Here is a 12295-nt window from a genome sequence, read left to right on the forward strand (position 1 = left end):
AGATCATGTTGGATAATTTAAGTCTTGGTCGCCACATTTCAGGCCAGTTTAACGCGGAGCTGGAAAGTATCCGTACTCATGTCTTGGCGATGGGCGGTTTGGTCGAGCAGCAATTGGCCGACGCGCTCAAGGCAATGCATAAACAGGATGCCGAACTGGCCAAGCGGGTGATAAAAGATGATCACAAGGTCAATGCGATGGAAGTGGCCATTGATGAAGCCTGTACCCGCATTATTGCCAAGCGTCAGCCGACGGCGAGTGACCTGCGGCTGGTGATTGCGATCATCAAGACCATTACTGATTTGGAACGCATCGGTGATGTGGCGGAAAGCATTGCCAAGGTGGCGCTGGAGAATTTCACCAACAAGCAATATAACTTGCTGGTGTCATTGGAAGCACTAGGACAGCATGCGGTCAGGATGCTGCATGAAGTACTAGATGCCTTCGCTAGAATGGACGTTAAAGCTGCGATTGACGTCTATCAGGAAGATGATCGGATTGACCGCGAATACGAAGCCATTATTCGTCAACTGATGACTTATATGATGGAAGATCCGCGTTCGATTCCGAATGTGCTGCAGGTGATGTGGTCAGCCCGCTCCATCGAGCGGGTGGGTGACCGATGCCAGAATATCTGCGAGTACATTATCTACTTCGTCAAAGGCAAGGATATCCGCCATACCAGCCAGGAAGAAATTGAGAGTATTCTGAAGCGCTGACTCAATTAGCTTTTGGCAAACAGATCCGGGACAAATGTCTGGCTGTCCGCTGGTGCCCTTACATAACCTTCCTTGTTGACTTCTGGTAGGTCGATATGAGGGTAGTGGATCTCTTCATACGGGATGTGGGATAGCAAATGAGAAATACAGTTAATTCGGGCTTTCTTCTTATCATCGGCGTTAACCACCCACCACGGGCACTGTTTGGTATCGGTATAGGCAAACATGCGGTCTTTGGCGGCTGAGTATTCAGCCCAGCGGTCGCGGGATTCAAGATCCATCGGGCTGAACTTCCAACGTTTTATCGGGGTATGAATCCGTTCAAGGAAGCGGGCTTCCTGCTCTTCGTCGGATACCGAGAACCAGTATTTCAGTAGTATGATACCGGAGCGTTGCAGCATGCGCTCAAATTCAGGGCAAGAACGGAGAAACTCTTCGTATTCGTCGTCGGTGCAAAACCCCATTACTTTTTCGACGCCGGCCCGGTTATACCAGCTGCGATCAAACAGCACCATTTCGCCAGCCGATGGCAGGTGGGCTGCATAACGTTGGAAATACCATTGGGTTTTTTCTTTCTCGGTGGGGGCTGGCAGGGCTACGATGCGACATACCCTCGGGTTTAGTTTTTCTGTGATCCGTTTGATAACCCCACCTTTTCCTGCTGCATCCCGGCCTTCAAAAATGACGACAACTTTGAGTCCACTGTGTTTTATCCATTCTTGTAGCTTAACGAGATCAACCTGTAATCGTTCAAGTTCTTTTTCGTAGTCTTTCTTTTTGATTTTTTTAACGGGGTTACTATTCGTCATACCGCACTCCGTTTGAACGTAATTTTATTGTTTTGCCTTCTTCTAAAGGATAATCCCCAATTAAACTGATGACGAATTAGAAACCGGGTGTTTTTTGTCTGAACTGTAAATTAGACAGAGGTAGACGTTGAGGCATTTATAAAAAAATAAATACTATTAAGTATGTAGGTATTTGAATTAATTATAATTGCACGCTGGGTTATTGTGTGGTCTGATGTGTTGATTTGTAAACTGTGAGGTTGTCAATACATTATTGATAATACTCATAATTAAAAGGACCAAGGAAGAATAATGTATAAATTAATGTCAGGGCTATTAACATGCCTCGTCTTGGCTGGGTGTGGTGGCGGAAGTGATGATCAGTTCTCCAAAAATAACTATGCGACGCAAAGCTGCCCGTCAAATATGACCTGCGGCTTCATGAAAGCACCCAAAGATTATAATAACCCTAATGGTGAGCAGGTTGATATTTACTATGGGGTGCATAAAGCTCTAGATCCTGCCAACAGAATCGGTTCGCTGATTCTTAATTTTGGTGGGCCGAGTGCGGAAGCGGTAGTAGGGGCGTCCAAAATGGCTACTTATGCTTTGCCACAGGAAATTTTGAACCGCTTTGATATTGTAGGAATGGATCCTCGTGGTACCGGCCAGAGTGCTAACGGACTGTGCAGTAGCGAAAAACAGAGGCCAAGGTGACTGCACGGTAACGTACCAGCAGTATGCTCCTTATCTAGGCAGCAATTCAGTTGTAAAAGATATCGATCGTTTACGTAACCATCTTGGTGATGAAAAGCTGACCTTCTTGGGCTATTCATACGGTACCCGACTGGGTTCTTTGTATGCGCATACTTTCCCTGACAGAGTTCGTGCAATTGTGCTTGATTCGCCGATGTCGCCAACAGCAGCGAATAATGTTGAGCTTAGGATCGGTAATACTGCTGGTTACGATAAAGTTGCAGCATTTCGTTTAGACTACGCAACTTACCCTAGTCGGGAAACGCGCTATCAAGATATTGCCACCACTTTGTACTCCTCAGCCCAGGTTTATACAGCCAATGATGGCCAGGCACTGAGTAAAAAAGATGGGGCTGATGTGATGGACTATACAGTTGCCCGCGATTCATCTCGTAAGAAGGAATGGTCGGCGATTCGTAGTGGACTTAAAGAGTTACTGGATAACGATAAGCTTATTACGCTGAAAAATGAATTATCGATTCATCGTATAACTTCTTATAATTCAGGCTACTCAAACTTGAATGATGAATTGCGTGGTAGTGCCTTGTTCAAGGCCGTGGTCTGTACCGATGAAAGGTTGCCGTTGTCAGAAAACGAAATGTTGGCATCCGAACTGGGTTATAAAAATGCGTCAGCTCTTTTTGGGGGCAAGACATACGCTGAGACTGCCAAGCTTTGTAATGGCTGGTCAGCACGGCGTGATCCTATTGCGCCTGTCACAGACATGGCTTCGGCACTGGGCGGCAAGCAGATTTTGATTATTGGTGGCTTGTATGATCCGGCTACGCCATACACCTGGACAGAGGAGATGGTTGCGAACTTTGGTGCTTCGGCTTCAAAGGTAACAGTTGATAATTATGTCGATCATGGTTTCAGTTATAGCAAAATTAGCTGTGTTGACCAGAAGACGACCGCATACCTACTTGATCCGGAAACGAAGATAGTAGAGGAGACATGTAATGCTAGTGCGCTTTCACAGAGCAAGTCATTTATGATTGCACCTGACATTCAGCATCCAGCGAAAGATGTTATCGGTTGGTAGTTGGCCACGGAGCATGGGTAATCAAACAGCCTGCTTTAATGCAGGCTGTTTGATTATTAACTATTGCTCTAGTGAGCGAATAACCGCTGCGATCCTCTCAGCCGAGGTGACGGGGATGCTGAAATCATCCACATCGCTGCTGCCCATGTGAATCTGATTGGTATACTGAAGCATTTTGCTTGGACGGGTACTTTTCCCCGATAGATGAATTTCTTGTACGCCGCTTCTTTCAATAATATCTGTGACATTGCCTGCCGTGACCCCGGCGCCAGCCATTATGCTGAGGTTCTCGCCACAGTAATTAACCATCTTCGCCAGCATTCCTGTACCGTCCAGCGCATTAGGTTGCAGGCCGGAGGTGAGCACTCGCTCGCAGCCTGCACTCATGATGCTATCTAATGCCGCCATTGGAGCTGTGCATTGGTCTATAGCTCGGTGGAACGTAATACCCAACCCCCTTGCTTCATTTATCAGGCTGCATAACACGTCGCTGTCAACTTGGCTTTGGGCGTTAAGTACGCCGACGACGACACCCTGCAAGTCAGCTTGCTTGGCGGCATGAATATCTTCCAGCATGATCTCGATATCTTGGCTTGAGAATAAAAAGTCGCCTTGGCGTGGACGGATCATGGCATAGACCGGAATTGACGAGATCTTCGCGGCTTGTTTCATCAGGCCAATACTCGGGGTTAATCCGCCAAGAGCCAAGGAGGAACAGAGTTCAATACGGGTTGCACCACCTAGCTGGGCGTAGTGGAGTGATTCGATGTTATCGATACAGACTTCAATATGTTCAATTTTCACTGTGATGTATCAAGGCAGGAGATGAAGAAGGCAGTGTAGAGGATCTTTACTTGCTAGAGGGTTAATCAGATCAAGAATAAGCCGAGATGTGAGATCAAAAAGGGCCCGGTGTGTCCGGGCCTCATTCTATTTTTGCCTATTGGCTGACTTTGGCTTTACGCTATTGCGTTTGTTGCCTAATTAACACCGTGAGCGTGGTGTTAATGGTAATTACTTACCCAGGTCTGCAGTGTGCTCTGATAGGTAATCAGCAACACCTTTTGGTGATGCATCCATACCTGCTTTGCCTTCTTCCCACTGTGCTGGGCAAACTTCACCGTTTTTCTGGTGGAAGTTTAGAGCATCAACCATACGTAGCATTTCGTCGATGTTACGGCCTAGTGGCAGGTCGTTAACTACTTGGTGACGTACAAGGCCGTCTTCGTCGATTAGGAAAGAACCACGGAAAGCAACGCCTGCTTCTGGGTGCTCAACATCGTAAGCTTTGCAGATTTCGTGCTTAACATCAGCGATTAGCGGGTACTTAACCTGACCGATACCGCCGTCTTCAACAGCTGTGTTGCGCCATGCATTGTGAGAGAACTGAGAATCGATAGAAACACCGATTACTTCAACACCTTTTGCCTGGAAATCTTCGAAACGCTTGTCAAAAGCGATTAGCTCCGATGGGCAAACGAAAGTGAAGTCTAGTGGGTAGAAGAAAACTACAGCTTTCTTACCTTTAGTAAACTCTGCAAAGTTGAAGTTATCAACGATTTCGCCGTTACCTAGAACAGCTGCAGCAGTAAAATCTGGTGCTTGACGACCTACTAGTACCATTTGGTGCTCCTAAAATATTCGGTTTGTCGCCGACCTTTTCGGTTGGCTCCATGTTTGGACGAGACAAACTATAGCGAAACTGTTAGATTGAAAAAAGCGGAATAAATAGATTGATGTAATCGAAAAATACGATGAACAAATTTCCTTCTCTCAAACAACTGCATTATTTAGTTACCTTATTTGAAACCCGACATTTCGGCGAAGCTGCCAAGAAGTGCTTTGTCAGCCAGTCGACGCTGAGTTCGGGAGTCCAGAATCTCGAAGAATTAATTGACTGTCAGCTTATTGAACGAGACAACAAGTCATTGGTGTTTACCTCGATGGGCGAAGATGTTGTGGTCCGCAGCCGTGAACTGCTTGCTCGCAGCCAGGATTTAATGGAACTGTCGAATTGTACCGGCGACGGGATGGACGGTCAGTTGAGGGTCGGTTGTATCCCCACTATTGCCCCCTTCTTGTTGTGTGACTTAGTGCAGGAGGTGAACCGCCTGCACCCAAGCCTGAATCTGTTGCTGCGGGAAGATACGACAACCAATTTACTGGCGGCATTACGTAACGGTGAAATGGATGTGCTGATTTTGGCTTTACCGGTGGAAATCAATGGCATGTACAGCCAGACGGTGGGGCGAGACGCTTTTAAGATGGTGATAAGCAAAAATCAGGCTGAACAGGTCAATGTACCACTTCGTTATGCCGATTTGCCGGATGAGTCGGTGTTTTTGCTAGAGAAAGAGCATTGCCTGACAGAGCATGCAGTTTCTGCCTGCAAGCTGACAAGTAAGGAGAAGATCAACCCGTTTACGGCAACCAGTCTACATACGTTAGTTCAAATGGTTGCGAACGGATTGGGAACAACCTTTATTCCGCAGATGGCTATTGATCATGGAATATTGGATAACCAGAATTTGGTGGTTATTGAACCACCTGGCCAGGAGGCATACCGAGAAATAGGCCTTGTCTGGCGCCCTACCTCAAGTCGTAGTCGTACCTTTAACCGGCTTGCCGAGATTGTTGAGGGGCTTTTGTAGTCCTTCCTACAGTGTGCTGGCAGATTCCCGCGCTGTCAGCATTTTTCACTACTTCGAATGCTCACCTCGATATTTTTAATTGGTTAATATTCGTTTGAATAATAGCTGTTTTGTAGAATTATTTTGTTTCGCTTTGCGAATGAATGAAATTGATTGAGTAAGCAACTATTCCCCTAGTGTATGAACAGCAATTTATCTTTCGATATAAATGGTTGTTATTTAACCTATTGTAAACACCTTTTCTTCTCTCTTGTGTTTGAAACGCTTTTTTACACACAGGTTTGAATTATGCTGTTAGGTAATTTAATTACGTAACTGGTTACATTTTGATGTCGATTCATCTTTATCTTCAAAAACCGAGTATTTCTCTGAAAATTGTTTTAATTCAGTGTTTTGAGTTATTACTCTATATTGATTAAGTTGTTGATTTTAAAGTGGTTGATAGTGTGCTTATTTTGTCTTGATAAACAATGGCATTTGCAATTGTTAATTTGTTGCGGCAACGTAAACAAAGCGTTAAGTCAACTTACAACAGAATGACCTGGAAATGACTGCTGATAAAAGTAGTGATTAAGTTACAAGCTGCGAGGGAGCGTAGAAATGACGGATACACAGACTCCACCCAACCATGAAGTAAAGCTATCTTTGCAAACGTTATTGACAGAACAACAAAAAGAAATCTTAGATGAAGGTGCCTTTCAGTTTGTGGAGCGATTGGTGCAGCGTTTTGCTTCACGTATTCCGGAGCTGATGGCTGCTCGAGATCGTCGTCAGTTGGCTATTGATGCAGGGGGATTACCCGACTTTCTCGAAGATACGGCCGATATTCGCGGAGGTAACTGGACGATTCGCAATATTCCTGAGGATCTTCAGGATCGCCGGGTTGAAATTACCGGTCCGGTTGATCGCAAGATGGTGATCAACGCCTTGAATGCCAACGTCAAAGTATTCATGGCTGACTTTGAAGATTCATTCGCACCTGCTTGGGATGAAGTATTGGAAGGCCAGCGCAACCTACGTGATGCAGTGGATGGGACGATTGCCTTTACCAATCCCGATACAGGCAAAGAATATCAGTTGAGCGAAGATCCGGCCGTTCTGATTTGCCGGGTTCGCGGATTGCACCTGCCCGAGAAGCACCTGTTATGGCAGGGCGAGCCAATTCCCGGATCTTTATTTGATTTTGCCCTGTACTTTTACCATAACTACAAGCAGTTATTGGCAAAAGGTAGTGGACCTTATTTTTATCTTCCCAAGTTGCAGGCTTATCAGGAAGCAGCATGGTGGAGCGATGTATTTAGCTTTGCAGAAGACGAGTTCGAGCTGCCAAGAGGAACGATTAAAGCAACAGTGCTGATTGAAACGCTACCAGCGGTCTTCGAGATGGATGAAATTATCCATAGCCTCAAAGATCATATTGTCGGCCTGAACTGTGGTCGTTGGGACTACATTTTCAGCTACATAAAGACATTAAGAAACCATCCCGATCGGATCTTGCCTGACCGTCAGGTGGTAACCATGGAGAAACCGTTTTTGAATGCTTACTCGCGGTTGTTGGTTCGTACTTGCCATCGCCGAGGAGCGTTTGCTATGGGGGGAATGGCAGCCTTTATTCCATCGAAAGACCCGGAACGTAATGCTTGGGTACTGAATAAAATTCAGACTGACAAGGCGTTGGAAGCCAATAATGGCCACGATGGAACGTGGGTTGCACACCCTGGGTTGGCTGATACGGCTTGTGCCATTTTTGACGATGTGTTGGGTGAGCGCCAAAACCAACTGGATGTCAGTCGAGAAGACGATGCACCTATTACGGCCGAAGAACTACTGGCCCCTTGTGACGGAGAGCGTACGGAAGAAGGCATGCGTCATAACATTCGAGTTGCGGTGCAGTACATTGAAGCCTGGATATCCGGCAATGGTTGTGTGCCGATTTATGGCCTGATGGAAGATGCCGCAACGGCGGAAATATCCCGGGCATCGATTTGGCAGTGGATCAAGCACGGCAAAGCGCTAAGTAATGGGGATGTGGTCACCAAAGCCTTATTTGAGCAGATGCTGAACGAAGAAATGACAGTACTGGAACAGGAGTTAGGTACTGAAGCATTCAATAAGGGCCAATACCAGGAAGCGGCAATGCTGATGTCGCAGCTAACGACCAGCGACGAGTTGGTGAATTTCCTGACTTTGTCCGGTTATGAGTATCTGAAGTAATACAAGAATTGTAAATAAACAGGTAACTGCTTGTTTGGTTGTTGGCAGTGCCTGAATAAGCCTGAGAAAAGAAGTCTACCGATAACGAAAACGTTAAACGGATTATCGCCAAATGAAACGAGGGACATCATTATGACATTGACTCGCCAGCAACAAATCGAAGCTATTGAAAAAGATTGGGCTGAGAATCCACGTTGGAAGCATGTGAAGCGTACCTATAGCGCTGAAGAGGTTATCAACCTGCGTGGTTCATTTGCCCCGGCTAATACTATTGCTCAGCGTGGTGCCGACAAGCTTTGGGATCTGGTCAATGGTTCGGCGAAAAAAGGATATGTCAATTGTCTAGGGGCGCTGACCGGAGGTCAGGCAGTCCAGCAGGCAAAGGCAGGCATTGAAGCGATTTATCTGTCAGGTTGGCAGGTCGCGGCCGATAACAACACAGCGTCGACTATGTACCCAGATCAGTCTTTGTACCCCGTTGACTCGGTGCCAGCGGTTGTGAGCCGTATCAATAATGCGTTCCGCCGTGCTGACCAAATCCAGTGGTCTAATGGTGGTAGTCCGGAAAATGGTATTGACTATTTCTTGCCGATTGTTGCCGATGCCGAAGCGGGATTTGGCGGCGTGCTGAATGCCTACGAACTGATGCGTAATATGATTGATGCCGGTGCTGCGGGGGTTCACTTTGAAGATCAGCTGGCCTCGGTGAAAAAGTGTGGTCATATGGGGGGCAAGGTGCTGGTACCGACCCAGGAAGCGGTGCAGAAACTAGTCGCGGCACGTTTGGCTGCAGATGTCGCCGGTACAACAACACTAGTTATTGCCCGTACCGATGCCAATGCTGCTGATTTGCTAACTTCAGACTGCGACCCGTATGACAAAGATTTCATTGAAGGCGAACGTAGTGCGGAAGGTTTCTATCGGGTACGTGCAGGTATTGATCAGGCGATTGCTCGTGGCCTGGCCTATGCGCCGTATGCGGATTTGATTTGGTGTGAAACGGCCAAGCCATGTCTTGAAGAAGCACGCAAGTTCGCAGAAGCTATCCACGAGCAGTATCCGGATCAGCTGTTGGCCTACAATTGTTCGCCATCATTCAACTGGGAGAAGAACCTGGATGCTGAAACCATTGCTAAATTCCAGCAGGAATTGGCAGATATGGGCTATAAGTATCAGTTCATTACTCTGGCCGGTATCCATAATATGTGGTTTAACATGTTTGAATTGGCCCACTCTTACGCTCAGGGTGAAGGTATGCGCCATTATGTTGAGAAAGTACAGCGTCCTGAGTTTGAGGCGGCAGATAAAGGCTATACCTTTGTTGCTCACCAGCAGGAAGTGGGAACCGGCTATTTCGACAAGATGACCAATACTATTCAGGGGGGGCAGTCATCCGTCACTGCTTTGACAGGCTCGACAGAAGAAGACCAGTTTTAATTTAATCTTATCCTAGCAACATGTTGTTATATTTGCGTTATTAGTAGCGATTGCTACAGAGATTGATGTGATACATAGCAATAGAAGATCTCTTCCTATGTTATGGATTCGGGAGCGCTTAGCGCTCCCTTTTTTTGTCTGAAGTCTGGAGGTTGAAGAGAAGGCAAATCATAGCAACAACAAGTTTGTAGCGGGCTCGCTTACTGTTGTGAGCGATAGGTCTGAGCTGCTTGGATTATTTGCGGGTAAATCTCCTGAAACCGGTCATCGAGTGTACCGTAATGCCGGTCAATCAGTTTTGGACAGTTGGCCAGCTGGTACAGTTTTGGCCGGCGGAGTGCCATGCGTTCCAATGCTGTGGTGATTGTGTGTTGATCACGGTATTGCAGTAACCACTGCTGCTGCCACATGCGTGACATGGTCAGGCGATAGGTATCAGGCACATTTTCCTGGTATTGCTCAACCCGTTGTTTGGCCTGTGCAACAAAATCAGCAAGGGAAAGCTCATGATAATGTTGCCAGTGCTTGGCAAGGAAGTGATCCCATGCAATATCGAGGGCAATACCGCTAACTCTTCTCGTGTCAGCGGTGAATAGCTGCCGGCACTGCAGCACTTCAGGCATCGCGTCTATATAGCTATCGACAAAACGGTGTAGCTTTATGCCATCAGCCACTGCTCGATTATACCGATGATAAGGATCACCGCGGACAAAATCAGCCAATAAATTTCCCGCCAGATGGCTGTGGCAGCGATCGGCAAGGTGCAGGTGAGCAAGAAAATTCATACCATCCCAGATCCCTAATAGAGGCTGGTGTTACCTTCGTCAGTCGGCTCCACTTCTTCCTGTATCTCAAGCAAGTTAATGGCAATGGCTACGAAATCAGAATCGGTAATGATCCCGACCAGTTTATTGTGGCGCAAAACGGGCAAACAGCCAATTTTGTGCTTTTGCATATAGGTTGCCGCTTCTTTCAACCCCGCATGCGGCTCCACATTGCTCAGGCTCTTGTGCATGCATTGCTTCAGAGGAATATCGAGAGCGGAAATAAAGCTCGAACGGTGGATCTGCTCAAGACTGGATTCCTGGGCTGAAAGGATATCTCGCTGACTGACCAGGCCAATTAGGTGATTGTCTTTGTCGGTAACGGGAACGTGATGGATCCCTTTTTCTTCCATGAGTCTTTTAGCATCAGCCAAAGTATGGGTAGAGGTTAGGGTATGTGGGTGCGGTGTCATCATATCTGCGACAGTAAACATATAAGCCTCCGTAGTGACTAGTAATTAATCTATTTATCGTCAACTTACCGGTTTTATTTTGCTTGCTCTTTGAATGTAGCTAATCCTCGTCTCGCTACCTATGACCCTAGTCAAATAATACACAAGTTATAACGATGTTTCATATGTGTGTTTGTTGGGTTAAGCGTGAAATTATGTCATATAATCAATAAACAGCATTCCACATAGGTATTATTCGATGCATAAGCTATTGATAAGATTGTTGTTATGTTGGACTGTATGGCTGCCTTTTGGGGCCGTAGGCAATGAAGCCGCAGGAAGTGAAAATGAAAATAAGGTAACGGCTAAAATTATTGGTGGGATTGAATCTGCTGATAATGAAATCCCCTGGCAGGCATACTTGAACCTTACATTTCCTAACGGAGAGGGGGGGGAGAGCACCTTTGTTTGTGGTGGCGTAGTGATCAGTGCTGATCTAGTGTTAACGGCAGCGCACTGTTTACGCAATGGCTCATCAATAGTTACTCCCCAGAATATTAAGGTGTGGGGCGGTATTGTCAGCGTTTTTTTTGCCAGTAATCTCAATGCAGTTTCTGTTAGTGAGTTTATAATGCATCCCTCTTATAACTCTTCGCGTTTTACCAACGATATCGCACTGTTGAAGTTAGCAAGCCCATTGCCTAGTTCTGCTATCCCGATTCAAATAGCCGATAGAACAACTCAAGATCGGGCAGATAATGCTTTTGCGAACGGCTGGGTTGCCAACGGAGTACGGGAGGCAAACCTGCTAGTCTCTGGTTGGGGGACGACAGACCCGCAAGATTCAAACTCTGGTACTATTCGACTAAGAGAGACATTGATGTCTGGTGTACCTGACACGACCTGTGATGCTCATTGGGGGGCGAATATAAATGCCAGCGACTATCCCATTTTCCTTTGTGCTGGTTCAACCTCGCCCGATCTGGCGCGAGATAGTTGTTTCGGTGATTCAGGCGGGCCGTTAGTGTGGCAGGATCCGCAAGCTGCGAGTGATAGTGATTTTGGCTTACGACTTGTCGGGCTTGTAAGCTTTGGTAACGGATGTGCCGGTGAAGTACCTGGGGTATACACCGAAGTGGCGGACTATATAAGCTGGATTGAGGGAGAAGCCGGAAGGGCGGTACTGAGCCAGCCTGTGTCAGTTTTTTCAGTGAACCCTTTTGACAGTAACTTTGCCAATGCCGGAGCTGGGATTACTGTTCCAACCGATAGCGGTAGCAGTAGCAGCGGTGGTGACAGCGGTGGTGGTTCTACGAGCTGGGGAACACTGTGGTTTTTGCTGATAGTTGGCTATATTCGATTGTATCGTACATCGATAGCACGAGGAGTACGATTGCGTTCTTGATCCGCGACTATCTTTGCTTGATATTGCAGTCGGGCAGCCTATACTAGCTGCCTGCTGTAATTTAGGG

Annotated in this window: 12 protein-coding genes; 7 read left to right on the forward strand and 5 right to left on the reverse strand. The window is 46.7% G+C overall.

What is annotated here, in order from left to right; translation table 11 throughout:
* Positions 1 to 5: 5 nt before the first annotated feature.
* Entirely contained in the window at positions 6 to 719 is a 714-nt protein-coding gene (gene phoU, locus EDI28_RS20410; RefSeq protein ID WP_128785736.1) for a phosphate signaling complex protein PhoU, read from the forward strand.
* Positions 720 to 724: 5 nt separating this feature from the next.
* On the opposite strand, the gene ppk2 is transcribed toward phoU, so the two are convergent.
* Positions 725 to 1528, reverse strand: coding sequence for a polyphosphate kinase 2 (gene ppk2 / locus EDI28_RS20415; RefSeq protein WP_128785737.1), 804 nt, complete (start codon positions 1526 to 1528; stop codon positions 725 to 727).
* Between the two features lie 291 nt (positions 1529 to 1819).
* Between ppk2 and EDI28_RS20420 the strand changes: the two genes are divergently transcribed.
* Both EDI28_RS20420 and EDI28_RS20425 read left to right on the forward strand, forming a co-directional pair.
* On the forward strand, positions 1820 to 2224 hold the full coding sequence (locus EDI28_RS20420) for a hypothetical protein (RefSeq protein WP_128785738.1): 405 nt from the start codon (positions 1820 to 1822) through the stop codon (positions 2222 to 2224).
* A complete protein-coding gene (locus tag EDI28_RS20425) occupies positions 2166 to 3305 on the forward strand; it encodes an alpha/beta hydrolase (RefSeq protein WP_164918598.1) in 1140 nt (379 codons plus the stop codon). The genes EDI28_RS20420 and EDI28_RS20425 overlap by 59 nt, the downstream gene beginning before the upstream one ends.
* A 60-nt stretch (positions 3306 to 3365) precedes the next feature.
* Here EDI28_RS20425 and EDI28_RS20430 read toward each other — a convergent pair whose 3' ends face one another.
* Both EDI28_RS20430 and EDI28_RS20435 read right to left on the reverse strand, forming a co-directional pair.
* Positions 3366 to 4103, reverse strand: coding sequence for a copper homeostasis protein CutC (locus EDI28_RS20430; RefSeq protein WP_438942810.1), 738 nt, complete (start codon positions 4101 to 4103; stop codon positions 3366 to 3368).
* 216 nt (positions 4104 to 4319) lie between these two features.
* Positions 4320 to 4928, reverse strand: a complete 609-nt coding sequence (locus tag EDI28_RS20435) for a peroxiredoxin C (RefSeq protein ID WP_075763625.1) — start codon at positions 4926 to 4928, stop codon at positions 4320 to 4322.
* A gap of 131 nt (positions 4929 to 5059) precedes the next feature.
* Here EDI28_RS20435 and EDI28_RS20440 point away from each other — a divergent pair, with 131 nt between their 5' ends.
* From EDI28_RS20440 to aceA, 3 genes are all read left to right on the forward strand, one after another.
* The gene (locus EDI28_RS20440) at positions 5060 to 5956 is read left to right on the forward strand and encodes a hydrogen peroxide-inducible genes activator (RefSeq protein WP_128785741.1); all 897 of its coding nucleotides are present in this window, start codon (positions 5060 to 5062) and stop codon (positions 5954 to 5956) included.
* A 600-nt stretch (positions 5957 to 6556) separates the two neighbouring features.
* Positions 6557 to 8170, forward strand: a complete 1614-nt coding sequence (gene aceB / locus EDI28_RS20445) for a malate synthase A (RefSeq protein WP_128785742.1) — start codon at positions 6557 to 6559, stop codon at positions 8168 to 8170.
* A 132-nt stretch (positions 8171 to 8302) separates the two neighbouring features.
* Positions 8303 to 9607 (forward strand): isocitrate lyase, encoded by a 1305-nt coding sequence (gene aceA / locus EDI28_RS20450; RefSeq protein ID WP_128785743.1) that lies wholly within the window; start codon positions 8303 to 8305, stop codon positions 9605 to 9607.
* A gap of 200 nt (positions 9608 to 9807) precedes the next feature.
* Here the strand turns inward: aceA and EDI28_RS20455 are convergent, their stop codons facing one another.
* Positions 9808 to 10392 carry an acyl carrier protein phosphodiesterase gene (locus EDI28_RS20455; RefSeq protein WP_128785744.1) on the reverse strand — a complete coding sequence of 195 codons (585 nt, stop codon included), beginning with the start codon at positions 10390 to 10392 and terminating at the stop codon, positions 9808 to 9810.
* Positions 10393 to 10406: 14 nt separating this feature from the next.
* Positions 10407 to 10865, reverse strand: a complete 459-nt coding sequence (locus EDI28_RS20460; RefSeq protein WP_128785745.1) for a CBS domain-containing protein — start codon at positions 10863 to 10865, stop codon at positions 10407 to 10409.
* 217 nt (positions 10866 to 11082) lie between these two features.
* On the opposite strand from EDI28_RS20460, the gene EDI28_RS20465 reads away from it, so the two are divergent.
* Positions 11083 to 12228 carry a S1 family serine peptidase gene (locus EDI28_RS20465; RefSeq protein ID WP_128785746.1) on the forward strand — a complete coding sequence of 382 codons (1146 nt, stop codon included), beginning with the start codon at positions 11083 to 11085 and terminating at the stop codon, positions 12226 to 12228.
* Positions 12229 to 12295: the final 67 nt, after the last annotated feature.

Source organism: Photobacterium chitinilyticum, from assembly GCF_004104355.1.
Taxonomy (GTDB): Bacteria; Pseudomonadota; Gammaproteobacteria; order Enterobacterales; family Vibrionaceae; genus Photobacterium; species Photobacterium chitinilyticum.

Excerpts from the sequence above, each read along its gene's own strand:
- phoU (WP_128785736.1), top strand. The coding sequence starts at position 6 with ATGTTGGATAATTTAAGTCTTGGTCGCCACATTTCAGGCCAGTTTAAC.
- ppk2 (WP_128785737.1), bottom strand. The coding sequence starts at position 1,528 with ATGACGAATAGTAACCCCGTTAAAAAAATCAAAAAGAAAGACTACGAA.
- EDI28_RS20420 (WP_128785738.1), top strand. The coding sequence starts at position 1,820 with ATGTATAAATTAATGTCAGGGCTATTAACATGCCTCGTCTTGGCTGGG.
- EDI28_RS20435 (WP_075763625.1), bottom strand. The coding sequence starts at position 4,928 with ATGGTACTAGTAGGTCGTCAAGCACCAGATTTTACTGCTGCAGCTGTT.
- EDI28_RS20440 (WP_128785741.1), top strand. The coding sequence starts at position 5,060 with ATGAACAAATTTCCTTCTCTCAAACAACTGCATTATTTAGTTACCTTA.
- aceB (WP_128785742.1), top strand. The coding sequence starts at position 6,557 with ATGACGGATACACAGACTCCACCCAACCATGAAGTAAAGCTATCTTTG.
- aceA (WP_128785743.1), top strand. The coding sequence starts at position 8,303 with ATGACATTGACTCGCCAGCAACAAATCGAAGCTATTGAAAAAGATTGG.
- EDI28_RS20455 (WP_128785744.1), bottom strand. The coding sequence starts at position 10,392 with ATGAATTTTCTTGCTCACCTGCACCTTGCCGATCGCTGCCACAGCCAT.
- EDI28_RS20460 (WP_128785745.1), bottom strand. The coding sequence starts at position 10,865 with ATGTTTACTGTCGCAGATATGATGACACCGCACCCACATACCCTAACC.
- EDI28_RS20465 (WP_128785746.1), top strand. The coding sequence starts at position 11,083 with ATGCATAAGCTATTGATAAGATTGTTGTTATGTTGGACTGTATGGCTG.